The sequence below is a fragment of the Oricola sp. genome (genome assembly GCF_965230365.1).
Taxonomy (GTDB): domain Bacteria; phylum Pseudomonadota; class Alphaproteobacteria; order Rhizobiales; family Rhizobiaceae; genus Oricola.
Window position 1 is genome coordinate 1,095,415 of record NZ_OZ246003.1, and the last position, 24,214, is coordinate 1,119,628.

Sequence of the window (24,214 nt, forward strand, 5' to 3'; positions counted from 1 at the left end):
CTTCGTCCAAACGCGGGAACCCTTAGCATCATGCCCACAGTCGCCCCTCTCGATCTTGACGGATATTGCCTCTTTGCCGGCTTTGTCGGCGAGGTGCCGGTGTTCGCGCTGGCCGACGGCACGGTGCACCGGCTCGATCGCGGTCATCACGCCGTTCAGATGCATGACGGCACGGCCTGCGCGGTTCTGGCGCGCGACGGCAAGGCACTGATCACCGGCGGCGAAGACGGGCTGGTGCGTGCGCTGAACGCCGAGGGTACCGGCGGCGAGATCGGCTTTGCCGGCAAGAAATGGATCACCGCGCTTGCAACCGGGCCGCATGGCGCGGTCGCCTGGGCGACGGGGCGGACGGCTTTTGTGCGCACCGGCGACGGGACGGAACGGGAATTTGCCGAACAACGCTCCATCGAAGGGTTGGCGTTTGCGCCGAAGGGGCTGCGGTTGGCGGCCGCCCGCTACAATGGCGTTTCGCTCAACTGGGTGGCAATACCGGGCGAGCCGGTGGATCTGGAATGGAAGGGCGCGCATACGGACGTGATGTTCTCGCCGGAAGGCAGATATGTGGTCACGACCATGCAGGAAAACGCCCTGCATGGCTGGCGGGTCGCCGACGGGAAGCACATGCGCATGTCGGGCTATCCAGCCAAGGTGAAGAGCTGGTCGTGGTCGGCGAAAGGAAACTGGCTGGCGACAGACGGCGCGCCCGCCGCGATCGTCTGGCCGTTTGCAGGCGAGGATGGCCCGATGGGCAAGGCGCCAATGGAACTGGGGACACGCGGCGACGCGATGGTGACGGCGGTGGCCTGCCATCCGCAGGAAGAGGTTGCTGCGATCGGCTATTCGGACGGTGTGGTGCTGGCCGTCCGGTTCGCCGACCGCAAGGACATCCTGTTGCGCCGCGAGGGCAAGGGGCCGATCAGCGCGATCGACTGGGATCGTGATGGCTACCGCATCGCTTTCGGCTCGGAAGCCGGCGACTGCGGCGTGATCGACATTGCGGGCTAGAGCCGATTCTGCAGCCTTTCCAACTCGTGATAGGATGAGCGGCAATTCAACACGCGATACCGGGAGCCCCGCATGGGACTGGGCGAGCGTCCGCAGCCGGACAGGCCGCAACGGCAGGTAGCGCTGCAATTCCGCGTCGAGAAGCCGCTGAAAGACCGGCGCCCCATGGGCAAGGATATCTCGGCGCTGGCGGTTGTCGGCAACACCTTGTTTTGCGCCAGCGATGAATATGCATCGCTGGAGAGACTGGTGCTGGATCCGGCGACCGGCGACTTCGGATCGCACGAGACTTTCCGCATCGCCGATTTCTTCGATCTGCCGGACCGGCGCAAGGATGAGCTGGACATCGAGGGACTGGCGATCGCCGACGGCTATCTGTGGATCAGCGCATCGCATGCCAAGCGCCGCCGTCCGCCGCGTGACAAAGACCGCAAGGTCGGCGACATCGCCAAGCCGAAATGGGACGGTAATCGCGGCGTGCTGGGTCGGGTGCCGCTGGTCGACAAGGGCAATGGGGTATTCCGGCCGAAACGCAGGACCAAGGCACCGGGCAACAGCAAGTGGCGATCCGCGGCGGCCATCATCGACCGCGAAGACGGCGAGGGTGGCATTCGCGGGCTGGTCGAAAAAGACCGGCTGCTGAAGCCGTTCATGAACGTCCCGGCCAAGGAAAACGGCTTTGACATCGAGGGGCTGGCCGTGGTCGGCAAACGGGTGTTTCTTGGGCTGCGCGGGCCGGCTGTCGGCGGACGCGCGCTGATCGTCGAACTGAAGCTGAAACCGGGTGGCAAAGGCGGGTTGAAGCCGGGCAAGATCGACGGCGAGCACTACCGTCTGCATGCCTTCGATCTGGGCGGCTACGCGATGCGCGACCTGCTGGTCAGGGACGGGCGGCTCGTGATCCTTACCGGCCCAACCCAGTCCATCGAGGGATATCAAAGGGTAATCGTGACGGACGTGCCGAAGAAGAAAGCGCGCATTCTCGGCCGCACGGCGCTCGCAACCCTGATCACACTCGATCTGCTGGAGGGGTGCGACCGGGCCGAGGCCATCGCGCCCATGCCGGGCGGCGACGGGCTGCTCGTCGCCTATGACGCGCCCTGTCCGCGCCGCTACGACGAGGAACGGCACCGGCTTGCCGCCGACGTGTTTCAGGATTGAATGGTGCCGATCAAGGCTGGGTTGCTTGGCTGACTGACTGATCGCAGGGCGATCTGTCCGGACCTGAAGGGTCTAACCGGTGGTCACAAGCCGGTAGCCGACATCGCAGGTGTCCTGGTCGAGCAGCGCGCCGTAGCGTTTCTCCCAGGCACCGCTGTCGAGATCGGCCTTGAGCCGGGCGAGACCTTTGTCGGCTGCATCACCGATCGCCCAAAAGGACGACATGGCGGCGCGCACTTTGTCGTCGAGATAGGCCTGCGGTCGCCGCCAGTAGGCGTAGAGAAAGCCATCGGTGCAATCGTGCGGCACCGGCACAGGCGCGATATCGACCGCGCCAAGCCATCCCGCATAGTCGGCGATCTGCGGCATCTGGGCGTCATCAAGGGCGGCGAGTTCGGGAAAGTAGTCAATCAGCCAGGCGCCGCGATGGGCTGGATCGAAGGTCAGGAGCACGATGCGGCCGGTCGCCACCCGGCGCATCTCGGCGCAGCCCTTCGCCCTGTCCGTCCAGTGATGGACCGTGTTGACCCCCATGACCGCGTCGAAGGCCTTGTCGTCGAAAGGCAGATCCTCGGCCACACCCTGGATGACGAGCGCTGCCGAAGCCGGCCGCTGGCGGATCATTTCCGTGGACGGCTCGAGCGCGGTGACGATCTTGCCCGCCGGCTCGTAGGACCCCGCGCCGGCACCGACATTTAGGACGGTGCGCGCATCGTCAAGCGCGCCTTCGATGAGGGCGCCGATGCGCGGATCGGGCTTGCGCAGATTGGCGTAATCGACGCCGATGGTGTCGTAGGTGAGGGGCATGGCGCATGCATAAGACAGACCGTGCCGCCGCGCCAGCGCCGTTCGCCCTGCGGCAGGCAAGATGCGGCCGGGCACTGTGACCGTGTGCACACCAGGAACCCAACGGCGCGCCTAACCTCTTCCCATAGACCCAACACCAAACCGCAATGAGGAGAGCATCATGAAAAATCTTGCCAAGTGTCTGACCGCCATTGCAGCGATCGCCATCTTCGCCGCACCGGCAACCGCCGGTAACTTCAAGCTCAAGAACGGCGGTGGGCAGACCGTCGGCGGGTTCTCCTCCGGACAGCAGAACCGCAACGCGGCGAAGGATGACACCTATCCGACACCGGGTGCTGCGGCATCGGCCTGTGGCGGCATGGGCAATGTGGGCATGATCTACGATCCGTCGCCGGACGGGCCGAAGAACCGCGTCTATTTCTGCGCGGAGGTCTGACCCCGGCGCCGCGCCACCGAAGAACTCGAACACTCACCCCCGCCGCATGGGAGAAGATGCGGCGGGGGTGAAAGCAGTCAGGCGGTAAAGTGGAGAAAGGCCCGACTGCCCGTGTCACGGCGGCCCGTCGCGACGACCATGCCGGCGGTGCCATCAAGTGCGCCCTCGGCAAGTTCGAGGGCGAGAAAGCGCTCGCGTTCGACCGGGCCGGGAAGGACGAGCGTGGTGGTTGCAGCCGCCGAAAAACCAAAGCGCTCGTAATAGGGCGCATCGCCGACCAGCAGGATCGCGGCGTGGCCGAGGCGGGTGGCTTGGGCGATGGCATGGCGCATCAGCGCCGCACCGACGCCCCCGCCCTTGCGCACCGGATCGACGGCAAGCGGGCCGAGTATCAATGCCGGAACCGCGTGGCCGTCGCGGTCGACGTCGGCGGCGATATTCCAGAGCCGCACCGTGCCGACCAGCGTGCCGGCGCGGTCATGGGCGGCAAGCGCCAGCCCCTCGGCCGGCAGCCTGCAGGCGCGCAGCCGGTGCGATGTTCTGGCGGTCCAGTTCGCGCCCATCGCGCGGGCAAGCAGAGCGTCGCGGGCAGCAACATCGACCGCGCGCTCGAGCGAAATCGTGACGGCTTCGCCGTCAACGGCGATCATGGTCATGGCCGTGATCCCGTGCGCCGTCAGATGACGTAGGAGCGCAGCGGCTCGAAGCCGTTGAACGCGACCGAGGCATAGGTGGTCGTATAAGCGCCCGTGCCCTCGATCAGCACCTCGTCGCCGACGGTCAGCGTCAGCGGCATCGGATAGGGCGTTTTCTCGTAGAGGACATCGGCGCTGTCGCAGGTCGGGCCGGCCAGCACGCAGGGTTCGGCGGCGTCGCCGTCGCGCGGCGTGACCACCTGATAGCGGATCGCCTCGTCCATGGTCTCGGCAAGGCCGCCAAACTTTCCGATGTCAAGATAAACCCAGCGCACGTCGTCATCTTCGGATTTGCGCGACACGAGGACGACTTCAGACTTGATGACGCCGGCACTGCCGACCATGCCGCGGCCCGGCTCGATGATTGTTTCCGGGATGTCGTTGCCGAAATGGGTGCGCAGCGCGTCGAAGATGGCGCGGCCATAGGCCTGCGCCGACGGCACGTCCTTGAGGTAGCGCGTCGGGAAGCCGCCGCCCATATTGACCATCTTCAGGCGAATGCCCTTGTCGAGCATGGCCTCAAAGACAGCGCGGGCATCGGCGAGCGCCTTGTCCCACGCATCGAGGTCGGTCATCTGGGAGCCGACATGAAAGGACACGCCGTAGGCGTCGAGACCGAGGCGGGCAGCCTGGGCCAGAACGTCGACCGCCATTGCAGGCGCGCAGCCGAATTTGCGCGACAACGGCCATTCCGCCCCCTCGCCGTCGGTCAGCACACGGCAGAAAACGCGGGCGCCGGGCGCGGCGCGGGCGATCTTCTCGACCTCCTCGACGCAATCGACCGCAAAAAGCCCGATGCCGAGCTCATGGGCGCGGGCGATATCGCGCTCCTTCTTGATGGTGTTGCCGTAGGAGATGCGGTCGGGGGTGGCGCCGGCGTTGAGCGCCATCTCGATCTCGGCCACCGAGGCGGTGTCGAAAGACGAACCCATGGAAGCCAGCAGGCGAAGAATTTCGGGCGCGGGATTGGCCTTGACGGCGTAGAAGATGCGGCTGTCCGGTAGCGCTTTCTCGAAGGCGCGGTAGTTCTCGGCGACCACGTCGAGGTCGACGACGAGGCAGGGCGACGCCGGGCGTCGTGTGGCGAGGAAGTCGTGGATGCGTTCGGTCATCTTGGCGATCCCAATCAACAGGTTCGGTGCAGCAAGGCTGCGCAAAACAGGTCCGGAACCGCGCACGGGCGACGCGCATGCGCCGGCCCTAGCGGAACCGCGTGAACAGTCAGGCCGGCGAGGCGGCCTTGATTGCCATTGATTGGCGGGATGCTCCGACCGCACGTTTGGCAAGGATGGTTAGCGTCTCTCAACTACCCCGGCGTTTGGACCGCCAGACGAGTGATCGATAGACCCGACCGTCGTTGCTTTGAGATGTCCTCGCTTGTCCGGTTGGCCGGGAAGCGACCGGAGGGGTTAGCTCCGGGTACCTTACCTTTCCCCTCACCAATTCGAGGGGACGGCGGACACCCACAGGCACGTGCGACTTTGGGTGCGGCGCATATAGTCGAGGGTTGTCGCGAACGCAAGACGTTTTACGAGGGTGTTCTGAAAATCCCGCGGCGCGACTGTAGACGGCGCGTAAACCAATAATACCAGCGCTGCTTCCGGATCTGGTCTGTTTAATATAGGATTAATACATCGGATCAGCGGTTCATTTGCGTAAGAGCGAGGGCGTGAACATGAATATCGAGTCGATCCTTACAGATGAGGCACTCAAGCGCGAACTCAAGGAACGCGGCGAAGAGCTGCTCGGCAAGGCAGCGCGGGGCGACAGCGAGATGGGCCCGTTTGTCGAGAGTCTCGCGCAAGCGCCGGGCGTCGAATCCCAGTTGATGCCGGATATCGCCGAAACGCTCGCGCGCGCCGAGAGCCACAACTCCGAGTTGGATGGCGCGGGCATGACCGAAGCCATCATCATGCGCTTCGGACGGCCTTCGCTGCTGATCCGTGACGGAACTTTCGAGGTGCCGCAATCGGATACATGGCGGGCGCGTCTCGATCCGTTCCGCGATGTCATCGACGGGGCTATCGCGTCGGCTGGTCGGATCGAGCTCAAGGGACATCCGCGGTTCCTTTGGGTGGGCACGGGCTGGCTAATCGACGAGCAGACGATCATCACCAACCGGCATGTCGCGCAGGTCTTTGCCGACGAGATGAGCCAATTCCGGAAGCTGTTGCCCGGCCTCGATGTGAGCATCGATTTCTATGAAGAACACCAGCGGTCGCGCCAGTTGGTCGCTGCGGTCACCGATATCGTCCATGTCGAGAGCAATTCCGGTGTCGACATGGCGCTGTTGCGCCTCGACAAAAAGGCGGTCGCCAAGCTCAAACTGGTGCCTGTCGCCGTGGCCGACGGGATACGCGATGGCGCGACTATCGGGGCGATCGGATATCCTGCGCACGATCCGCGCAACGACGACGCCGACATGGCGCGCATTTTCCGCGACGTCTACGACAAGAAGCGGCTCGCCCCGGGGCATGTGAAACCGGTCAGAACGCCGGCGCGGACGTTTGCGCATGACTGCACCACGCTCGGCGGAAGTTCCGGGTCCGTGCTGATCGATGTGGAAAGCGGCTGCGCGGTCGGCCTGCATTTCGGTGGCCGGGAGGGCGACAAGAACCTTGCCGTCGAGGTGTCGGCGATCCGCGATGTTGCCGCCAAGAACCGGGTGAGCGTCCGGGGCTGTGAAGTTGGAGGCGGGAGCGGCGGACGCGCTGGCTACACCGAAACCGAGAGCCCCGCCTCGCTCGATGATCGTGAAGGCTATAATCCGCAGTTCCTCGGCGGTGGCAAGACGGTCGAGGTGCCGATGCCGGCGCTCAACGCGTTGCAGATGCGCCAGGCCGCGAAGCTGGAAGACGATTCGATCGAGCTGAAATACACGCATTTCTCGCTGGTCATGAACGCCGAGCGGCGGCTCGCTTTCTTCACGGCGGTCAATATCGACGGCACCGATCTCTGGCACAAGAAGCGCAAGGGCGACCCCTGGCAGACCGATCCGCGCATCCCCGAGGATGCCCAGGTCGACAACGCGCTCTACACACGCAACGATTTCGACCGCGGCCATCTGGTGCGCCGCCTCGACCCGGTGTGGGGTGACAAGAGCGCCGCCAAGGTGGCGGAGAAGGACACGTTCTACTACACGAACGCCGCACCTCAACACAAAGACCTCAACCGCAAGATCTGGCTGAATCTCGAAGAGCATGTGCTCGGCAAGGCCGAGGACCGGGATGCCCGTATCTCCGTTTTCGCCGGGCCGATATTCGGCTCGTCGGATCCGCGCTCGAAACGCAGCGGCCTGGAGGAAATCGGCATTCCCCTCGGTTTCTGGAAGGTGATCGCCTCGATCGGCCGGACCCGACGCGGACGGATGGAGTTGCATTCACAGGCCTTCGTCATGTGGCAGTGGGACATGTTCGGCGAGGCCGACCTCGAACTGATATTCGGCGACCGGTTCGAGACCTACCAATTGGCGGTCAGCGACCTGGAACGGCTGACCGGGCTCGACTTCTCCGAAAGGGTGCGCGACGCCGATACCTACGAGAAGCCGCCCGAGGCGGAGACGGGCATCGAATCGGTTGCCGGCGGCCGTCCAGGACCGCGGGTCCGGCTCGAGGCGATCCAGTCGCCCGACCAGATCATCGCCTGACGCGCAAGCGGACCGGCAGGGAGAGCGGCAGATGGCCCCGGTAACTGACGCCAAGGCGGATATTCCGGATCAACGCGACCAGCTTTACAGGCCCTCGCTGAACGCACTGCGCGCCGAAGTCGATCCGCGCAAGGCCGACAATTGCTGGTGGGAGCCGGGGCGCGTCCGCGATCAGGGGCAGGAGGCGTCATGCACCGGGCATGCGCTGGCGGCGGCGATCGATCACCTGCTGGCGCTGGAATGCGTCGAGGGCGGCGGACGCGAGAAGCCCGGTTCCGACGCCTTGCTCATACCCTATGCCAGCGCCCGGATGATCTACGGCAACGCACAGTTGCACGACGAGTGGCACGGCGAGGGTTACAGCGGGTCGTCCCTTCGCGGCGCGATCAAGGGCTTTCACCACAATGGCGTCTGCTCGATTCGCACCGCCAATGACGTATTGCAAAAGGCCGGTCACGATCCGAAAGCCATCGCAGATGGCGACAAGCGCTGGTGGTGGCACACCAACTCGGCGATTGCCGAGGAGGCGCGGCATGCGGTGCTCGGCGCCTATTACCGCGTGCGGCCGCAATTGACAGACATGCATTGCGCGGTTTCGGAAAGCCGGGTTCTGGCGGTAACCGCACGCATTCACGATGGCTGGATCCGGACGGATGATGAGAGTGTCATCCCTTTCGATCCGGCTCTTCGCGAGGACGAAGAGCGGCCGAGTTATCACGCCTTTCTGGTGATCGGCTACACGCCGCGCGGCTTCCTCGTGCAGAATTCGTGGGGTCCCGGATGGGGTGACGGTGGTGTCGCGGTGTGGACCTATGAGGACTGGTCGCGCAATGTCGCCGATGTCTGGGCGCTCAGGCTGGCTGCGCCATTGCCGGATGCGTTCCGTTACTCGGTCGGCCTGCAGGGCGTGGCCGGCGTTGCGGGATCGGGCGAAAAGGCGATGCGGTCGACACCGACGCGGCTCGACGTGCTCGGACACCTGCTGCCGATCGTCGACGGCAGGATGCAACGCTATGGCCCGTTCCACCACGACCAGCGGACCATCGCCGAAACGATCCGCATCATCAACAACCGGCACAGCGACGAGAAGCAGGAAGAAACCGGGAAACGGCTCGCGAAGGACGGGACCTCCCACAAGCTGCCGGCGGAGGATCTCAAATACCGTCACGTGCTGATCCATTTGCTGGCCGGCGGGCGCGACAACGAGGCGGCCGCGCGCTATGTGCGGGCCATTCATCCGGTCTATCGCGAGAACGGCATCTACCCGGTCTTCTTGCTATGGGAATCGGAGCTGCACGACCAGTTGCGCAAACAGGTCGATCAGGTGATCGAAACGGTCGGGGCGCGTTCGCATGCGGCGGGGCCACAGCGCGAACGCATGATCGCCCGGTTGGCGGAGATCGAGGCTGCTGGGCTGACCGGGCGGCTGCGGCGCGAACTGGAGCGGTCGATCCGCCGGTTCTTCTACGTGATGGTTCCCGGCCGGGAAGCCGGGCCGGGCGGAATGCCGGACGAGATGAAGCTGCGCAATGCCGACGGGATCAGCGTCATGGACGGATTGTTTTCCGTGCTGCACGAACGCCATCGCGCCGGCACCCTGTCCTACCATCTCGTCGGGCACGATCTGGGCGCGCGCTTCGTAGCCGAACTGCTGTCGACGGCGTCCGAGGACGACCATGCCCACATCCCGGTATTTTCGACGCTTCATCTGGTCTCGCCGATGATCGAGCGGCGGCGGTTCATGGAGAAGGTGGTGCCGGCCCTGGCCCGGTCGGGAGAGGGGAAAGTCAATCGCAAGGCGAAGCGGCGCGAGGCTGTCGTCGAGGAGACGACGTTGTGGTGCCTCGACGAGGATGCCGCCCGGCTCGACTCGTTCAATCCGGACTATCCGTTGAACTGGCCGAATTTCTGGGCGCGCGTGCTTGGCGTCATGATCAGCCGGGAGATGGCCTTCGCACGCGGCGAAGGCGGGACTGGCTACCGCAGGCCGAAATCGACCTTCGAGGAAATCGAGAAAAAGGACGATTTTCCGATCATGAAGTCGCTTGCGCTGGTCGACTATGCCGAGGACGCCGTCAACGAGGCCGTGCGGATGGGCGCCCGCATCCGGCTCGAGAAACTCACCGTCGCGGGCCAGGACGGTGCGATGGTCGAGCACGGCACGATGGATGGAACGCGCGAGATCATCAACAGGTTGCTCACCGACATCCTCGGCGAAGACGGTGTAAAACGGGGCTTTACGAAGCTCGATTGGCAGTTGAGCCGCTGACTGACCTCGCGGATACTCTGCCCGTCTGTATACGATGCTGAGCGACGGGAAATTGCTTGACCGAATTCGCCTGTTCCGCAAAAATCGCGCCGGTTACATTGTTTCACCGGCAGTAATAGCTTTGCAAGATACGTCCCAGACCTCGAACTGGAGCATGGTGCATACCGCAGCGCGAGAGTTCAGGACTTTCGGCGTTGGCGCCGCAAAAACCGGCACCCATACGATCGGTGATATGTTCGCGGCACACGTCCGGTCCGCGCATGAAGCTGACTTTAAAATGCTGTCGAACTGATCCTTCGAGGTCCGGGCAAACAAAATCGCGCGCGCCTGCGCGAAACGCTGCTGCGACGCGACGTGGCCCGCATGCTGGCGATCGACGCGTCCCAGTTGAACATCCATCTGATCGAGGATCTGGAATACCTGTTTGAGGCGAACCGCTACATTCTGACGGTTCGGAGACCGCTTTCCTGGCTTCGGTCGTTCGTTGATGACAGTCTGCGGCGCGACGTGACCGATATTGTCATGCGGTATCGCCGCTACCGTTTTGGTGCGCCTGATGGGCACGCCCCTGCCGAGCGCGTGCTGGCCGATCATGGCCTGCATACGGTGTCCGGCTATCTGCGGTTTTGGCAATGCGCCGTCGAGTTCGTTCTTGCCGTCGCGCCGCCGGAGCGGCTCATCATTGTGGAAACCGACCAGATCGCGAACCGGGTCGGTGAGATCGCACGGTTCGTCGGGCTGGATGACATCGCTCCCCATTTGAGCGCGCCGCATGCCCATGCCAACTATCAGCGCTCCGGTGTGGTCGAACGCATCGACAGGGATTTCCTTATTGAGCAGTGCGAGGAAATCTGCGGTGATACGGCAAGGCTGGTCATGCCGGGCTGGTCGGCGGCGGCGGAAATGGCTCGGATTGCCGGCGGTTTGCCGATACGCTGACACAGCGCGGCGATACAAGCCCGGCTGGTCGGCGCGTGCCGGTGCGGGTTTGACCGGCTGGCGGCAAATCACGTTACATTTCAGCGATGTGAATGCCGCCGTTTACCGCAAAGAAGGATCGCATGGACACGTTGACGCGAATGCGGGCGTTCTTCGCCGTGGTCGAGAATGAGGGCTTCTCGGCGGCTGCAGCGCGAACTGGAGCAGTCGATCCGCCGCTTTTCCATGTCATGGATCCGGAGACCGTGCCGAGCGGATTGCCCCGCGAAATCAAGACGCGCAACGCCGACGGTATCAGTATCATGGACCAGCTATTCGCGTTGTTGCACAAACGCCATCGTGCCGGCACGCTGACCTATCACCTGGTCGGGAACGATCTGGGCGCCCGCATCCGGCTCGAGAAACTCACCCTTACGGGCGATGACAGCGCGATGGTCGGGCATGCGACGATGGACGAAACCCGCAAGGTCATCAATACGCTGCTTACCGACATCCTCGGCGAAGACGGCGTAAAACGGAGCTTTACGAAGCTCGATTGGCAGTTGCGCCGCTGACTGACTCTTCGGTTCGGCTGTCGGTTTGGAGACTAGGTTGCGCTGAGATAAAGTGCTTGACCGGTTTCATCGGAATCGCGAAAATCCAGCATTGTAGAAAGTGCATCCGGGTCGGGATAGGCACGCTGAAGTGGTACCAGTTTCCGGCCGAGCGCATGACGCATAGTGACGTACGAGATTTCAGGACATTCGGTGTTGGTGCGGCAAAAACCGGAACCCATACGATCGGTCAGATGTTTGCGGATCGCGTGGTTTCGGCGCATGAAGCCGATGCCGAGGAACTCATCGAACTGATCCTGCAAGGCAAGGGCGGGCAAGGTCGGGCCCGATTGCGTGAAGCGCTGTTGCGCCGCGATGAAGCTCGCAAGCTGACTATCGACGCATCCCAGCTGAACATCCATCTGATCGATGAATTCGAGCAATTGTTCAATGGCAATCGCTACATCCAGACCGTCCGGGGGCCGATTTCCTGGCTCCGCTCGATTATCGATGACAGCCTCCGGCGCCAGACGTCGGACGTCTGGATGCGGTATCGTCGCTACCGTTTCGGTGCGCCGGAGGGGCATGCCAGTGCCGAGAGCGTACTGGCCGAACATGGCCTGCACACGGTTTCAGGCTATCTCGGATACTGGCGGGACGCCGTCGAGACCGTTCTCGCTGCCGCGCCGCCGGATCGGCTCATGATCGTCGAGGTTGACTTTATCGCAGACAGGGCGGCCGAAATCGCGCGCTTTGCCGGGTTGGAAGCCGCCGCTCCCCATAGCAGTGTACCGCGTGCCTTCTCCAACAGGCAGCGTTTCGGCCTGGTCGAACGCATCGAGAAGGGTTTCCTGCTCGATCAGTGTGAGGAGATTTGCGGAAACACGGCAAGGCGGGTCATGCCCGAATGGTCGGCGACGGCCGACCTGGCGCGCGCTACAGGCGGTCTGCTCAGGCTGCGAAAGCGTCTATTCGGGCGATAGATGTGAGCATTGGGGCCAAGACTTCGACGCAATGCGGGAAAGCCGTGGCTTTGAAGAGCACGAAGACGAGTACGGGGACCAGATATCGCTTTTCCGGGCTTCGGGACGTGCTTAGTGGAATCCGGGTCAGTCGAACTGTTTCGGACAGCCATGAACAGAAAATCACGGCAGCATACTGCCGCCATGCAGCAGTATTACTCCGATGCCTTGAGCGATCTGGCTCCTGACGGGCGTCCCTACGCCTTGCTGGACTGGCCGAATCACAACAATGTTGGCGACAGCGCGATCTGGCTCGGCGAAATCGAGGCCCTGCGTTCTCTAACCGGGCGGGATCCGTCATATGTTGCGCACGAAACCCAACCGGTAGACGATCTGCCGCGCTATCTGCGCGCCGGCACAGTCTTCCTGCATGGCGGTGGCAACTTTGGGGATGTCTGGCCCGCCTATCACGCACCGCGTATCCAGCGCCTTGAGCTGTTGAAGGGTTATCGGATCGTCCAGCTTGCGCAAACGATCCATTATGTCGACCAGAAAATGGCGGACGAGATGGCAAGGGCGATCGACGCCCATGGGCGTTTCACACTGGTTGTGCGCGACCGGAAGAGCCTTGTCTATGCGCGCAGGCAGTTCGATTGTGATGTACGGCTGGCGCCCGATGCCGCCTACTGGATCGCGCCGGTCGGCAGCGTGAACGTACCATGCGAACCGGTTGTCGCGCTGATGCGCACCGACAAGGAGCGGGTCACTCATGCACAGGACGCGGATGGCCTGCGGGGTATCACGACAGTATTCGACTGGCCGCCAGAACAAAGAATGTCGAGATTTGACCGAAGACGGACGAAACACCGCCGCCTCTTGGCACTGCTGTCACGCGATCCACAAGCGGTAAAGCTTGCTATTGCGATGCGCAGGACAGAAGGACGACTGCGACATGGGCTCGACCTTCTGGCGCGAGGAGAGGTGGTACTGACCGATCGGTTGCACGGACACATCCTGTCGACGCTGCTCGGCAAGCCGCATGTCGTGCTGGACAACAGCTACGGAAAAACGACTTCCTATATCGAAAGCTGGCCAGATGACGGTTTGACGCATCTCGTCTCCGATTTTCACGCCGCGCGGCATCTACTTGCCGCCCTGCTGGAAGAGAAACGCGGATTTGCAGCCGACCGCGAACCGGCCGCAGTGTCATGGAGCGTGTCCTATCGCTCCGGAGCCTCCCGATGCGGGATTGACGGACCGGCGGCAAATCACGTTACATTTCAGCGATGTGAATGCCGCCGTTTACCGCAAAGAAGGATCGCATGGACACGTTGACGCGAATGCGGGCATTCATCGCCGTGGTCGAGAATGAGGGTTTCTCGGCGGCGGCGCGCGAAATCGGCCGCTCCAAGGCGCTATTGTCGAAATATGTCCGCGAGCTTGAAGACGAACTCGGCGCTTTGCTGCTGAACCGGACAACCCGCCAGTTCTCGCTGACCGAGGCGGGACACACCTATTACGGGCGCGCAGTCGAGCTGGTGCGCGAGATCGATACGCTGCAGGACATGGTGCGCGACAGCCGCGAGGGAGTGCGCGGGCGCATCAAGCTGTCGGCGCCTCGCTCTTTCTCGGACGCCAAGATCGGCCAGTGCCTGATCGACTTTGCGATCGCCAATCCGGAAATCGGACTCGACATCCACCTCGATGACCGTTTCGTCGATTTGGTGGAAGAGGGCTTCGACCTGGCGATCCGAATTACCGAACTGGAGGATTCCGGCATGATCGCGCGGCGTCTTGCGCCGTTCAGGGCTTTGATCGTCGCCACGCCGGAGACGATCGAGCGGCACGGTTTGCCGCAAACGCCGGAAGATCTGGCGTCGCGCCCCTGCATCATCGATACCAATGTCAGGCGGCGTGGAAACTGGGTACTGAAGTCGGCGGATGGAACGCCGACCGTGGTCAAGGTTTCCGGTCCGATGGAGGTCAACAGCCCGCTGACGGCGCGAGCGGCCGCGGTATCGCATCTCGGTTTCGCGCTTTGCCCGGACTTTGCGGTGCGCGACGACTTGAAAAGCGGTGCGTTGGTGGAGGTGCTGGAGGATTGCTTGCAGGGAGAGGCGGGCATATATGCGGTGTATCCGCATCGCCGCCACCTGCCCGGGAAGGTGCGGGCGCTGGTCGATTATCTCGCGGACTGGTTCAAGACCTATGAACACTAGAGCGTTTCGCCCATTGGTTTTTAACAGTCGCGTCACATTGCTGCCGGGTTTGTCCGGCCATGCCCTTAAGGCAATGGAAGGGGTGACAGAATGAATCGCGGCAAAGCCGCATATCCTGCTTTTGGACTGGCGCTGCTGATGGGAGCCGGCGCGGTGTCATCCGCTGCGGCGCATCCGCATGTGTTTGCCGAAGCGCGGCTGGAGGTTGCGGTCAGGCCGGACGGGCGCGTCGAACGGCTGCGCCATGTCTGGCGGTTTGACGAATTCTTCTCCTCGACGGTGCTGCTGGAATTCGATGACGACACCGATCTCATCCTCGACGAATCCGAGCGTGACACGGTGGCCGACGTGGTGTCGGAATCGATTGCGGAGTTCGGTTACTTCCAGCGCATCGATGTCGGCGGGCGGGACATTCCAGTCCGCCCGGTCAAGGACATGAAGGTGATCTTCCAGGACGGGCAGATGATCCTGTTCTTCACGTCCGAACCGGCGGAGCCGATTGCCGTCACCGATCAGCCGGTTTTCAACGTGTATGATCCGACCTTCTACACCGCCATCGAGTTCTACAGCGAAGACGAGATGGTGCTGGAAGGCGCGCCGTCGAATTGCGCGGCGACGATGATCGTGCCCGATCCGGACGAGGCGATCGCCCAGAACCAGCAATCGCTCACCGAAGCCTTTTTTAACGATCCCGCCGGTAACGACCTTTCCAAACTGCTGGCAACCCGCATGGAGATCAGTTGCCGATGAGCAAACTCCTGGTCCACAAGCTGGTCATCGCCGCCGGTGCTGCGGTGTTTCTTGCAGGCGCCGCGCATGCCCAGTCGTCGCTTGGCATCGGCTCCAGCGAAGCGTTCACGCAGCCGGCCGGCGGCTTTGCCGGTTTCTTCACCTGGATCAACGAGATGCAGCGTGGCTTCTATCGCGAGATGACCGACGCGCTTGGAAGCATGCGTGAGGATGGCAGTGCGGCGTGGATGCTGATCGTTCTGTCTTTCGCCTACGGCATCTTCCATGCGGCCGGTCCGGGCCACGGCAAGGCGGTGATCTCGTCCTACATGCTGGCCAACGAAACACTGCTCCGGCGCGGGGTGGTGCTGTCTTTCGTTTCGGCCTTCATGCAGGCCTTCTCGGCGATCGTGCTGGTTGGTGCTGCCTACCTCGTGCTGCGCGGCACGGCGGTTTCGATGACCGATGCGACGCGTTTCATGGAAGTTGCGAGCTATGCGCTGATCGCGCTGTTCGGCGCCTGGCTGCTGGGAATCAAGCTCGGTATCGGCAACCGGAAGGCAGCATCGCTGTCGGCGGCGGCGGTGGAGGCGCGTCATCACCACGCTCACCACGATCATGGCCACACGCATGCCGAACATGCGCATGAGCATCGTCACGGCCACGATCATGATCATGCCCACGAGCATCACGATCATGATCATGACCATGATCACCACGGCCACGCGCATGGCGAGGTCTGCCCGAGTTGCGGCCATTCCCATGCGCCGGACCCGGAGATGCTGAAAGGTCCGATGGACTGGCGCGCTGCCTGGGCCGCTGTCGTGGCTGTAGGCCTCAGGCCGTGTTCGGGCGCGCTGATCGTGCTGACCTTCGCGCTGTTGAACGGCATCTATGTGGGCGGCATCCTGTCGGTCTTCGCCATGGCGCTGGGCACGGCGATCACGGTTTCCGCGCTGGCGACGCTCGCCGTCACCGCCAAGAATGTCGCGTTGCGCGTCTCGGGCTCCGGTGTCATGTCGGCGCGGATGCACCGCGCCATCGAGCTTGGCGGCGCATCGCTGGTGATGATCCTCGGCCTGCTGTTGCTCGGCGGCGCGCTGGCCGGCGGGTTCTAGTCCTTGCGCCTGTAGCGGCCACGCAGCCACAGTCCCACGAATGGCAGGACAAGAACCGCCGCGATAACCGCGCCGGCGAGCCAGCGGTTCTCGCCGCCGACTGCGTTCATGATCGCCGGCAATGCGTAGACCAGCGCCGCAAAGCCGATGAAGATGATCGCTGCGGCAGCGATCGTCCGCCAATCGTAGCCATTGTTGTTTTCCGCCATCAGCCTGTCCACCCGCCATCGATCGGAATTGCCGTGCCGGTGGTAAAGGATGCCGCGTCGGAGGCCAGATAGACCGCCAGTGCCGCCACCTCCTCAGGCGTGCCGATGCGCCCCATCGGCTGGCGCTCGACGAAGCCCTGGCGCGCCTTGTCGACACTGCCGACCGTCTTGCCGAGTTCCTCGATGCGGCCTTGCAGCGACGGCGATTCAATAGTGCCGGGGCAGATGGCGTTGCAGCGGATCGACCGGCGGACGAAGTCCTGGGCGACCGACTTGGTCAGCCCGATCACCGCCGCCTTGGTGGTGCCATAGACATAGCGGTTGGGCGCGCCCTTGATCGACGAAGCGCCCGACGACATGTTGACGATCGATCCGGACGTGCCATTCGCCTCGGCCCTGGCGATCATGCCGGGCAGAAACGCCTGGATTGTACGGTGCATCGATTTGACGTTGAGGTCGAAGGAGAATTCCCAGGCATCGTCTTCGCAGTCGAGCACCGTGCCATGATGCACGAAGCCGGCGATGTTGGCGAGGATGTCGATCTCGCCGACCGATGCCGCATAAGCGTTGACGGCCGCCGTGTCGGTGACATCGAGCGCCTGTTTTCGCGCATCGAGCCCGGCGAGCTTGTCGATATCGAGGTCGGACGCATGGACGATCGCGCCCTCGGCGGCGAAGGCCTCGGCAATGGCGCGGCCGATCCCCTGTCCGGCGGCCGTGACGACCGCGATCTTGTTTTCCAGTTGTCCCGCCATGCGGTCTCCGTCGCTTGTCGGTTGCGGGCGCGATCAGCCGATCTGCCGCGCCATGTGCACCACGGTGCGGCTTTCGCGCCGCTCCTCGCGCTCGATAGCGAATCCAAGCCGGCGATACCAGTCCACTGCGGGATTGCGGGCATTGGTGATCAGGCGGATTGCCGGCTTGCCCCATGCGCGAGCCCGGTTCATCGTCGCGTCCATCATCGCGGTTCCGGCGCCGGAGCCGGCGATGCGCGGGTGGGTGGCGATCGATTCCAGATAGAGATCACCGGCGCGCGGACGCAGGATCAGCGCGGCGGCCGGACCTTCGGCATCGGCATGCAACCAGGTCTCGCATTCACTCAGCAGTTTCGCATAATCCCATTCAAGCGGAATCGGCTCGCTGTCGGTCGCCTGGCGGGTGCGCGCATAGGCGGCCTGCTGCAACGCGACGACCGTGTCGACATCGCGCGGATCGATGCGTTTGAGATGCAATGGTCCGGCGTCCATGGTGCGGACCGTCATGCCGGAGAGCGGCACTTTCTGGTTGCCGGCGGCATCGAAATTCGCCGGATCGAGCCAAGTCTCGAAGGCGAGGCGGTTAAGCGGCCATTCCCTGTCGATCATCGAGTACCAGGCGGTGTCGCGGTTGCCGTAGGGCTTGACCTCGGCCTGCCGAAACACGCCCTCGAAGGTGAAGCCGAAGCGCCGGGCGGCCCGGTGCGACGGCTCGTTCGGATTGTTCAGCTTCCACTCGTAGCGCCGGTAGCCGAGTTCGTCGAAGACGCGCCGCGCCATCAGATAATGGGCTTCGGTCGACGCAGGAGAGCGCGCCATCGCGGCGCCATGGGCGACACAGCCAACCTCTATGGAGCCGTTCTTCTCGTCGATGCGCATGTAGCTCGCCATGCCGAACGGGATATCCGTCGCAGGGTCGCAAAAAACGCAGGTGATGAAGGCGCCGCTGGCGTTCATAGCCTCGAGTTGGCCGGCAAGGTCCTGCCAGCGCATAAGTTGCGGCCAGCCGAAATGAAACAGCAGCTCGTTCGTCTTTTCGCGTCCGAAGGCCTCCCACAGCGCCGGGCCGTCGGCGTCCGCCACAAACGGCTTGATCGCGACATGGCGGCCGCGCATGCCTTCGGCGGTCGGGCGCGGGCGCGGAGTCCAGTTCGAAAGGTCGTGCATCGTTTTAGCCAAGAAGTTCAACCGATTGCGTTCTTGTAACGGCAGTGCGAGACAGGATCACGCGTTGAAATGTCCGGGAGACAAGATGTTGCACACAGTTGCCGCCTATGACCGGATCGGCGAAGAGAACGCATTCGCAGTGCTGGCGCGGGCCACCGAACTGGCGGCGTCAGGTCGCGACATCATCAATCTCGGCATCGGCCAGCCGGATTTTTCGACGCCCGGCCACATCGTCGAGGCCGCCGTCAAGGCGCTGCGCGACGGCCATCACGGTTACACGCCGGCAAATGGTATCCTGCCGGCGCGGGAAGCCGTTTGCCGCCGCACACTGGCGACAACGGGCGAGCAGGTGTCGCCCGACAATGTGATGATCATGCCCGGCGGCAAGCCGACGATGTTTGCGGCGATCACGCTGTTCGGCGAGCCGGGCGCGGAGATCCTCTATCCCGATCCCGGTTTTCCGATCTACCGCTCGATGATCGAGTTTACTGGCGCGACACCGGTGCCGGTGCCGGCGCGCGAGGAAAACGGTTTTGCCTTTTCGGCGGAAGAGACGCTGGCGCTGATCACCGACAGGACCCGGCTCCTGATCCTCAATTCGCCGGCCAATCCGACCGGCGGGGTGACGCCGAAATCGGAAATCGACGCGCTGGTCGCCGGGCTGGAGCGGTTCCCGGACGTGGCGATCATGTCGGACGAAATCTACGACGTCATGACCTATGAGGGCGAGGCGCACACCTCGTTGCTCACCTATCCGTCGATCCGCGACCGGCTGATCGTGCTGAATGGCTGGTCGAAGACCTGGGCGATGACCGGCTGGCGGCTCGGCTGGTCGATTTGGCCGGACGGGCTGATCGACAAGGTGCGCAAGCTGGCCGTCAATTGCTGGTCCTGCGTCAACGCGCCGGCGCAGCATGCCGGCATCGCGGCGATCGACGGGCCGCAGGATGCGGTCGAGGAGATGATGGCGGCCTTCGACGCGCGCCGCCGCATCGTGGTCGAGCGGATGAACATGCTGCCCGGTGTCACCTGCATAACGCCGAAGGGCGCGTTCTACGCCTTTCCGAATGTCGGTGCGACCGGGTGGAAGGCGAAGGAACTGGCGTCGGCGCTGCTGGAAGAGGCCGGCGTCGCGCTGATCGGGGGGCCGGACTTCGGCATTCTGGGTGAGGGCTACATCCGCCTGTCGTTTGCCAATTCGGCCGACAACATCGAACGCGCCGCGGACCGGATCGGGGCGTTTTTGGAGAGCAAGGCTTGAAACGCGGGGCTGTGGGCCAGTGTTCGGATTCGCCATAGTGCTTGCGTTGGATTGAGCTTTAGTTATACCAATATTTGGTATAATTTTCCTGTGAGAGGAATATCATGGCGAAGAACACATCCATGTCGCTCGGCGATCACTTTGCAGGTTTCATCGACGAACAGGTTCAGTCCGGCCGCTATGGCTCGGCCAGCGACGTCGTGCGCGCAGGACTGCGGCTGCTTGAAGAGCACGAGGCCAAAATGAAGGCATTGCAGGATGCCCTGATCGCAGGCGAGCGATCGGGCGATCCGCAACCATTCGACTTCGATGCGTTCAAGGCGCGTAAGCGCACTGAGTTTGGCAGCCATCAGAAGTGAACCGCGTTACCTTCTCTCCTGCAGCAATCGCGGACATCGAAGGGATTTGGGACTACACGGCTGAGTCGTGGGGCGCAGACCAAGCCGACCGGTATACGGATGACATTCGGGATGCATGCCACGACTTGGCCACAGGCCGGAAGCAAGGTCGCACGGTCGGCATTCGAGATAGCTATCTGAAATATGCGGTTGGCAGGCATTTCGTGTTCTTTGTGCCGACAGGTGACGGGATAGCCGTCATTCGAGTTCTTCACCAGCGAATGGATACGGAGCGGCACCTTTAGTCGCGCATCAAGCCACCGAAATTTCGGTCGGAACCACGCATTTGCGCATGGGCGATCCACGCAATTCTTGATGACCGGCGGCGCGTGCAAGGCCTATACGGTTCGCAACCACGAGAAAGGGTGCTGCCATGAACCCGCCTGAAGCCGATCCACGCCTCGTCCGCCTCGCCGGGGCGCTCTACCTGATCATCATTTTCTGCGGGATCAGCGCCGAATTGCTGCTGCGCGGTCCACTGCTTGCCGGAACGCCGGACGAGATCGCCAGGGCGCTCGCTGGAAACACCGGAATGCTCCGCGCCAGCCTCGTCGCCGATCTGGTGATGCTGCTGGCCGATGTCGCGCTGGCGATCCTGTTCTTCCACCTGCTGCGCCGCATTTCCGAACCACTGGCGCTTGCCGCCATGGTGTTCCGGCTCGGTCAGGCGGTGCTGATCGGGGCGAGCCTGATGGCGCTCGCCAGCGCGCCGGCGCTGCTGGCCGACGCGCCGCGCATCGCCGTGCACATGACCGAGTTGCACGCCATCGGCTACGATGTCGGCCTCGTGCTGTTTGCGGTCAACAGCGTGCTCATGGCTGTGCTGCTGTGGCGCTCTGCCGTTCCGAAGCCGATCGCCGGCGGCATCGCGGCGTCGGGCATCGTCTATGCGGCGGGGAGCCTGACGCGCATCGCGGCACCCGGCTTCGTCGCCGCAATCGAACCGGCCTATCTGGTCCCGCTTGTCGCCGAAAGTGCGCTGTGCCTCTGGCTGCTCATCCGTGCGCGGCTTTAAGCCCGCCGGTCCTGTCCGGGCAGACCAGCCCGCGGGAGACCACTTGAAGTGATTGTAGCCGCCGCGCTACTCGCCAAATTCATCGCAAGGGGAGAGATACGCCCCATGCGCGAAATCTATCCACCGCGCCCGAACCTCCCCTACAATCGCAATTGCCTTCTCACGGAAGTCTGGGTGCGCACCGGCTCACAGGGAGAGGGACGGTGCCTGATTGGGTGAGGAGTGTTCGACCGCAGGTCGGCCAATCGACAACGATTTGTCGATTGGAACGACGAACGCCCGAAGCGAAAGCGGAGGGCCGGTGGTCGATCACGCGGTGCCTTGCCTGGGTGATGAACCCCCAAGTCAGGGCGGCATGAAGCGGCGCGCGCAGTCTTGTTTTCCCGGACAGAGTTCCGGGCCGCCGACCGAAGCTGCAAGGTGAGGCCCATTCCGGCGCAGCCGGAGCAATCGATCCGGTGAATCGATTGCAGGGCCGAACGAGCGGGCGGTCCGAGGATCGCTATTACTATCTAGACGTTGCGATGCTTTGACCGCCCGTCTTCCAACTACGAGATAATCCGGCCTCAGGGAATGAGGCGCGGCGGCGATGCAGTGCGCCTCTAACCCAGCATCGGCAGAAAGGGCTGGCCGGATAGCGCCTGGACCAGCGTGTAGATGACGAACACCGTGTAAGCGGCGGCGGCGAGGCGGACCGCCAGCAGGCGCCTACGGTCGCTGAGTGTCAGCGCCACGAGGCCGGCCAGCGGCAGCGCGTGCATGGCGTGGGTCGCGAAGAAATGCGGCACGCGCAGATCGCCCGCATCGCGCAGCCAGCCCATCAGCCACAGGCCGTCGGCGTCCGATCCCGTGCCGCCGACCGCGTGGCCGGTCATCGATGCCAGGGTTCCGGCGGTAATCAGGGTCAGCGGCAGGTTCAGCGCCAGGCCGGTGACAAGCGCCTCCTTCACGGGCCGGGGCAGATCGGTTTCGCGGTTGCGGGCAATGCCCCAGGCATAGACCGCCGTTGCCGAGGTCAGAAGCGTGGCAAGCCCGCCCATCAGCCCGTAAAGCACGCCCAGCGCCGGCGTTGCGGTGTTGAAATGCGAGGATGTGCCGAGCGCGGCGGCGCCGGCAATCCAGGCCATCTCGGCGGCGATTGCGGTGATGACGGCTGTCGTGAACCAGCGATAGGCGCGCGACGCGCGGAACTCCGGCCGCAGCCAGCGGGCGAAGAACGCCAGCGTGGCGGTATAGACCGACAACGCCACCGCGAATTTGATCGGCTTGATCCAGATGTTGATGCCGAGATGGGTGCGCATGTCGATCAGCGCCGCCGCCGAAAAGGGGATGACGATCAGCGCCATGACGACGGCGGTTGCCATCATCGCCGGTTCGTCGCGGTAGAGACGGCGCAGGAAGCCGACGCCCGGGAGGTCCGGGGCAAACTGCCGGAGTGGTGCATAAGCGTCGGTCATCAAAGTACCTTTCAGTCGGCGGAAACAGGGGGATTGGTGGCGAATCCGGTGCGCGCGGTGCGCAGGATCATAAAGGCGAGCAGGCCGACGGGTCCGAACATGAAGGTCAGGAAGAGGCAGGGCACGACGAGCAGGAACGGTATCGCGGCGCGGCGGGCCGTGCGCACCTGCCACGCGCCGATGAACAGGTCGAAAGCGAGAAAGTGGATCCAGCCGCCCAGCAACAGCATCGGGGATTCGAACAGGGTGGCGACATCGACAAGCGATCCGAAGCCGCCCTCGGCGTTGGCCCAACTGGTCAGGATGATCGCGGTGTACCCGACTGAAAGGACAAGTGGGATGGCGATCCCGGAGACAAACTGGGTCTGACGGAGTGCCCAGGGGCTCGCCAGCAGGACGAGCCAGCCGACCATGGCCAGCAGGCTGGCAGCGGAGAATAGTGTTTCAGGGTTCATGGCTTTAACTTTACATTGTCTATATACGCAAAATGATATCCAAACTGACATTGTCAAGTCGAATTTTGACAAAATACCGGCAGGTCGTTACGCTCGGTGCATGGATCCGCTAGAAATGAAAACGAAATCAAAAGCCTATCACCATGGCGATTTGCGCGAAGCATTGCTGGCCGCCGCCGAACAGGAGCTGATCGAGAAGGGTGCCGACGCCTTCTCGCTGCGCGGAACGGCGAAACGGGCGGGCGTGAGCCACGCGGCGCCGGCGCATCACTTCAAGGACACGATGGCATTGCTCAATGCGCTGGCCGCAGTCGGCTTTGCGCGCTTGACGATGTCAATGAAGGAAGAGCAGCAACGGGCCGACCCGGGCAAGCGGGCGCAATTCATCGCCTCAGGCGTCGGCTATGTCCGTTTCGCGCTCGACAATCCGGAAATGCTGCAGCTTATGTTCGGCACCGCGCGCCGCAGCAGCAATGACCCGGAGCTGGCGCGCAATGCCGAGGCCGCCTTCTCGGTGCTGGTCAATGCAGTCGGCAATGTGCGTGGCACGCATGTCTTCAAGACGGAGGAGGGTTGGCGCGATGTCGCCGCGAGCTGGTCGATGGTGCATGGCTATGCGCAGCTGGTGATTTCGGGCAAGCTCGGCTTTGTGGCGCGGCTTGACCTGGAAGAACAGAGGAACCTGATCGAGGATCTCGTGGCGCGGGCTTTGCCGGAACACTGAACGCGCGACTTGCGCCAGACAAACAAAGCGGGCGATCTTCTGGAAGATCGCCCGGCTTCTCAAGACCGCAGAGGGAGGAGCTGTCGGTCCTGTATGCCACCACTCGTACAAGGCTGGCACGAATCAGTGAATCAATTGTTAACATTTTAACGATTGCGCGTCATTGGCTGCAAACCGGGCCGAAGATTTAAGTTGATGTGTGTTGCCTAGATGCCACAATCTCGCCACAGTTTGTAATCGTTCCGGCTAGACAG

The 24,214-nt window shown here is 63.3% G+C and carries 25 protein-coding genes; 17 read left to right on the forward strand and 8 right to left on the reverse strand.

Features of this window, described 5'->3' with window-relative positions; genetic code table 11:
* The first annotated feature begins 30 nt into the window (after positions 1 to 30).
* Positions 31 to 1,005 carry a WD40 repeat domain-containing protein gene (locus ACO06R_RS05325; protein WP_421857092.1) on the forward strand — a complete coding sequence of 325 codons (975 nt, stop codon included), beginning with the start codon at positions 31 to 33 and terminating at the stop codon, positions 1,003 to 1,005.
* A gap of 72 nt (positions 1,006 to 1,077) precedes the next feature.
* On the forward strand, positions 1,078 to 2,166 hold the full coding sequence (locus ACO06R_RS05330; RefSeq protein WP_421857094.1) for a DUF3616 domain-containing protein: 1,089 nt from the start codon (positions 1,078 to 1,080) through the stop codon (positions 2,164 to 2,166).
* A gap of 72 nt (positions 2,167 to 2,238) precedes the next feature.
* On the opposite strand, the gene ACO06R_RS05335 is transcribed toward ACO06R_RS05330, so the two are convergent.
* On the reverse strand, positions 2,239 to 2,973 hold the full coding sequence (locus ACO06R_RS05335; RefSeq protein ID WP_421857096.1) for a class I SAM-dependent methyltransferase: 735 nt from the start codon (positions 2,971 to 2,973) through the stop codon (positions 2,239 to 2,241).
* Positions 2,974 to 3,133: 160 nt separating this feature from the next.
* Between ACO06R_RS05335 and ACO06R_RS05340 the strand changes: the two genes are divergently transcribed.
* Positions 3,134 to 3,409 carry a hypothetical protein gene (locus tag ACO06R_RS05340; protein WP_421857098.1) on the forward strand — a complete coding sequence of 92 codons (276 nt, stop codon included), beginning with the start codon at positions 3,134 to 3,136 and terminating at the stop codon, positions 3,407 to 3,409.
* A gap of 77 nt (positions 3,410 to 3,486) precedes the next feature.
* Here ACO06R_RS05340 and ACO06R_RS05345 read toward each other — a convergent pair whose 3' ends face one another.
* Entirely contained in the window at positions 3,487 to 4,065 is a 579-nt protein-coding gene (locus tag ACO06R_RS05345; RefSeq protein ID WP_421857100.1) for a GNAT family N-acetyltransferase, read from the reverse strand.
* Positions 4,066 to 4,085: 20 nt separating this feature from the next.
* Positions 4,086 to 5,216, reverse strand: coding sequence for an ornithine/lysine decarboxylase (odc2, locus tag ACO06R_RS05350; RefSeq protein WP_421857102.1), 1,131 nt, complete (start codon positions 5,214 to 5,216; stop codon positions 4,086 to 4,088).
* A 563-nt stretch (positions 5,217 to 5,779) separates the two neighbouring features.
* Here odc2 and ACO06R_RS05355 point away from each other — a divergent pair.
* From ACO06R_RS05355 to ACO06R_RS05395, 9 genes are all read left to right on the forward strand, one after another.
* The gene (locus ACO06R_RS05355; protein WP_421857104.1) at positions 5,780 to 7,750 is read left to right on the forward strand and encodes a DNA/RNA non-specific endonuclease; all 1,971 of its coding nucleotides are present in this window, start codon (positions 5,780 to 5,782) and stop codon (positions 7,748 to 7,750) included.
* A gap of 31 nt (positions 7,751 to 7,781) precedes the next feature.
* A complete protein-coding gene (locus tag ACO06R_RS05360) occupies positions 7,782 to 10,019 on the forward strand; it encodes a hypothetical protein (RefSeq protein WP_421857106.1) in 2,238 nt (745 codons plus the stop codon).
* Positions 10,020 to 10,382: 363 nt separating this feature from the next.
* Entirely contained in the window at positions 10,383 to 10,958 is a 576-nt protein-coding gene (locus ACO06R_RS05365) for a hypothetical protein (protein WP_421857108.1), read from the forward strand.
* A gap of 122 nt (positions 10,959 to 11,080) precedes the next feature.
* Entirely contained in the window at positions 11,081 to 11,512 is a 432-nt protein-coding gene (locus ACO06R_RS05370) for a hypothetical protein (RefSeq protein ID WP_421857110.1), read from the forward strand.
* Between the two features lie 56 nt (positions 11,513 to 11,568).
* On the forward strand, positions 11,569 to 12,474 hold the full coding sequence (locus tag ACO06R_RS05375) for a hypothetical protein (RefSeq protein ID WP_421857112.1): 906 nt from the start codon (positions 11,569 to 11,571) through the stop codon (positions 12,472 to 12,474).
* A 150-nt stretch (positions 12,475 to 12,624) separates the two neighbouring features.
* Positions 12,625 to 13,788, forward strand: a complete 1,164-nt coding sequence (locus ACO06R_RS05380) for a polysaccharide pyruvyl transferase family protein (RefSeq protein ID WP_421857114.1) — start codon at positions 12,625 to 12,627, stop codon at positions 13,786 to 13,788.
* A complete protein-coding gene (locus tag ACO06R_RS05385; RefSeq protein WP_421857116.1) occupies positions 13,776 to 14,672 on the forward strand; it encodes a LysR family transcriptional regulator in 897 nt (298 codons plus the stop codon). The genes ACO06R_RS05380 and ACO06R_RS05385 overlap by 13 nt, the downstream gene beginning before the upstream one ends.
* 90 nt (positions 14,673 to 14,762) lie before the next feature.
* Positions 14,763 to 15,422: a DUF1007 family protein gene (locus ACO06R_RS05390; protein ID WP_421857117.1), complete on the forward strand. Its 660-nt coding sequence runs from the start codon at positions 14,763 to 14,765 to the stop codon at positions 15,420 to 15,422.
* Positions 15,419 to 16,519, forward strand: a complete 1,101-nt coding sequence (locus ACO06R_RS05395; protein ID WP_421857119.1) for a nickel/cobalt transporter — start codon at positions 15,419 to 15,421, stop codon at positions 16,517 to 16,519. Before ACO06R_RS05390 ends, ACO06R_RS05395 begins: the two co-directional genes overlap by 4 nt.
* Here ACO06R_RS05395 and ACO06R_RS05400 read toward each other — a convergent pair.
* Genes ACO06R_RS05400 through ACO06R_RS05410 form a run of 3 tightly spaced genes read right to left on the reverse strand, consistent with a single transcriptional unit; the run spans position 16,516 to position 18,650 of the window.
* Complete coding sequence (locus ACO06R_RS05400; RefSeq protein ID WP_421857121.1) at positions 16,516 to 16,728, reverse strand: hypothetical protein; 213 nt, start codon at positions 16,726 to 16,728, stop codon at positions 16,516 to 16,518. The two genes, ACO06R_RS05395 and ACO06R_RS05400, sit on opposite strands and share 4 nt — an antisense overlap.
* Positions 16,728 to 17,483, reverse strand: coding sequence for an SDR family oxidoreductase (locus tag ACO06R_RS05405; protein WP_421857123.1), 756 nt, complete (start codon positions 17,481 to 17,483; stop codon positions 16,728 to 16,730). The genes ACO06R_RS05400 and ACO06R_RS05405 overlap by 1 nt, the downstream gene beginning before the upstream one ends.
* A 33-nt stretch (positions 17,484 to 17,516) precedes the next feature.
* Positions 17,517 to 18,650: a GNAT family N-acetyltransferase gene (locus ACO06R_RS05410; RefSeq protein ID WP_421857125.1), complete on the reverse strand. Its 1,134-nt coding sequence runs from the start codon at positions 18,648 to 18,650 to the stop codon at positions 17,517 to 17,519.
* 85 nt (positions 18,651 to 18,735) lie between these two features.
* Here ACO06R_RS05410 and ACO06R_RS05415 point away from each other — a divergent pair, with 85 nt between their 5' ends.
* From ACO06R_RS05415 to ACO06R_RS05430, 4 genes are all read left to right on the forward strand, one after another.
* On the forward strand, positions 18,736 to 19,911 hold the full coding sequence (locus tag ACO06R_RS05415; protein WP_421857127.1) for a pyridoxal phosphate-dependent aminotransferase: 1,176 nt from the start codon (positions 18,736 to 18,738) through the stop codon (positions 19,909 to 19,911).
* A gap of 104 nt (positions 19,912 to 20,015) precedes the next feature.
* Positions 20,016 to 20,270, forward strand: coding sequence for a type II toxin-antitoxin system ParD family antitoxin (locus ACO06R_RS05420; protein WP_421857129.1), 255 nt, complete (start codon positions 20,016 to 20,018; stop codon positions 20,268 to 20,270).
* Entirely contained in the window at positions 20,267 to 20,554 is a 288-nt protein-coding gene (locus ACO06R_RS05425) for a type II toxin-antitoxin system RelE/ParE family toxin (protein ID WP_421857131.1), read from the forward strand. The genes ACO06R_RS05420 and ACO06R_RS05425 overlap by 4 nt, the downstream gene beginning before the upstream one ends.
* A 128-nt stretch (positions 20,555 to 20,682) precedes the next feature.
* On the forward strand, positions 20,683 to 21,324 hold the full coding sequence (locus ACO06R_RS05430) for a DUF4386 domain-containing protein (protein WP_421857133.1): 642 nt from the start codon (positions 20,683 to 20,685) through the stop codon (positions 21,322 to 21,324).
* A 602-nt stretch (positions 21,325 to 21,926) separates the two neighbouring features.
* Here ACO06R_RS05430 and ACO06R_RS05435 read toward each other — a convergent pair.
* Both ACO06R_RS05435 and ACO06R_RS05440 read right to left on the reverse strand, forming a co-directional pair.
* Entirely contained in the window at positions 21,927 to 22,781 is an 855-nt protein-coding gene (locus ACO06R_RS05435) for a hypothetical protein (protein WP_421857135.1), read from the reverse strand.
* Positions 22,782 to 22,792: 11 nt separating this feature from the next.
* Positions 22,793 to 23,236, reverse strand: coding sequence for an ABA4-like family protein (locus ACO06R_RS05440; protein ID WP_421857137.1), 444 nt, complete (start codon positions 23,234 to 23,236; stop codon positions 22,793 to 22,795).
* Between the two features lie 115 nt (positions 23,237 to 23,351).
* Between ACO06R_RS05440 and ACO06R_RS05445 the strand changes: the two genes are divergently transcribed.
* Positions 23,352 to 23,960 (forward strand): TetR/AcrR family transcriptional regulator, encoded by a 609-nt coding sequence (locus ACO06R_RS05445; protein ID WP_421857139.1) that lies wholly within the window; start codon positions 23,352 to 23,354, stop codon positions 23,958 to 23,960.
* Positions 23,961 to 24,214: the final 254 nt, after the last annotated feature.

What these genes read in the sequence shown, in the direction of transcription:
- ACO06R_RS05345 (WP_421857100.1), bottom strand. Translation starts at nt 4,065, where the DNA reads ATGACCATGATCGCCGTTGACGGCGAAGCCGTCACGATTTCGCTCGAG.
- ACO06R_RS05410 (WP_421857125.1), bottom strand. Translation starts at nt 18,650, where the DNA reads ATGCACGACCTTTCGAACTGGACTCCGCGCCCGCGCCCGACCGCCGAA.
- ACO06R_RS05335 (WP_421857096.1), bottom strand. Translation starts at nt 2,973, where the DNA reads ATGCCCCTCACCTACGACACCATCGGCGTCGATTACGCCAATCTGCGC.
- ACO06R_RS05395 (WP_421857119.1), top strand. Translation starts at nt 15,419, where the DNA reads ATGAGCAAACTCCTGGTCCACAAGCTGGTCATCGCCGCCGGTGCTGCG.
- ACO06R_RS05330 (WP_421857094.1), top strand. Translation starts at nt 1,078, where the DNA reads ATGGGACTGGGCGAGCGTCCGCAGCCGGACAGGCCGCAACGGCAGGTA.
- ACO06R_RS05415 (WP_421857127.1), top strand. Translation starts at nt 18,736, where the DNA reads ATGTTGCACACAGTTGCCGCCTATGACCGGATCGGCGAAGAGAACGCA.
- ACO06R_RS05380 (WP_421857114.1), top strand. Translation starts at nt 12,625, where the DNA reads ATGAACAGAAAATCACGGCAGCATACTGCCGCCATGCAGCAGTATTAC.
- odc2 (WP_421857102.1), bottom strand. Translation starts at nt 5,216, where the DNA reads ATGACCGAACGCATCCACGACTTCCTCGCCACACGACGCCCGGCGTCG.
- ACO06R_RS05440 (WP_421857137.1), bottom strand. Translation starts at nt 23,236, where the DNA reads ATGAACCCTGAAACACTATTCTCCGCTGCCAGCCTGCTGGCCATGGTC.
- ACO06R_RS05325 (WP_421857092.1), top strand. Translation starts at nt 31, where the DNA reads ATGCCCACAGTCGCCCCTCTCGATCTTGACGGATATTGCCTCTTTGCC.
- ACO06R_RS05420 (WP_421857129.1), top strand. Translation starts at nt 20,016, where the DNA reads ATGGCGAAGAACACATCCATGTCGCTCGGCGATCACTTTGCAGGTTTC.
- ACO06R_RS05400 (WP_421857121.1), bottom strand. Translation starts at nt 16,728, where the DNA reads ATGGCGGAAAACAACAATGGCTACGATTGGCGGACGATCGCTGCCGCA.
- ACO06R_RS05370 (WP_421857110.1), top strand. Translation starts at nt 11,081, where the DNA reads ATGGACACGTTGACGCGAATGCGGGCGTTCTTCGCCGTGGTCGAGAAT.
- ACO06R_RS05430 (WP_421857133.1), top strand. Translation starts at nt 20,683, where the DNA reads ATGAACCCGCCTGAAGCCGATCCACGCCTCGTCCGCCTCGCCGGGGCG.
- ACO06R_RS05365 (WP_421857108.1), top strand. Translation starts at nt 10,383, where the DNA reads ATGCTGGCGATCGACGCGTCCCAGTTGAACATCCATCTGATCGAGGAT.
- ACO06R_RS05385 (WP_421857116.1), top strand. Translation starts at nt 13,776, where the DNA reads ATGGACACGTTGACGCGAATGCGGGCATTCATCGCCGTGGTCGAGAAT.
- ACO06R_RS05360 (WP_421857106.1), top strand. Translation starts at nt 7,782, where the DNA reads ATGGCCCCGGTAACTGACGCCAAGGCGGATATTCCGGATCAACGCGAC.
- ACO06R_RS05340 (WP_421857098.1), top strand. Translation starts at nt 3,134, where the DNA reads ATGAAAAATCTTGCCAAGTGTCTGACCGCCATTGCAGCGATCGCCATC.
- ACO06R_RS05445 (WP_421857139.1), top strand. Translation starts at nt 23,352, where the DNA reads ATGAAAACGAAATCAAAAGCCTATCACCATGGCGATTTGCGCGAAGCA.
- ACO06R_RS05435 (WP_421857135.1), bottom strand. Translation starts at nt 22,781, where the DNA reads ATGACCGACGCTTATGCACCACTCCGGCAGTTTGCCCCGGACCTCCCG.
- ACO06R_RS05355 (WP_421857104.1), top strand. Translation starts at nt 5,780, where the DNA reads ATGAATATCGAGTCGATCCTTACAGATGAGGCACTCAAGCGCGAACTC.
- ACO06R_RS05390 (WP_421857117.1), top strand. Translation starts at nt 14,763, where the DNA reads ATGAATCGCGGCAAAGCCGCATATCCTGCTTTTGGACTGGCGCTGCTG.
- ACO06R_RS05405 (WP_421857123.1), bottom strand. Translation starts at nt 17,483, where the DNA reads ATGGCGGGACAACTGGAAAACAAGATCGCGGTCGTCACGGCCGCCGGA.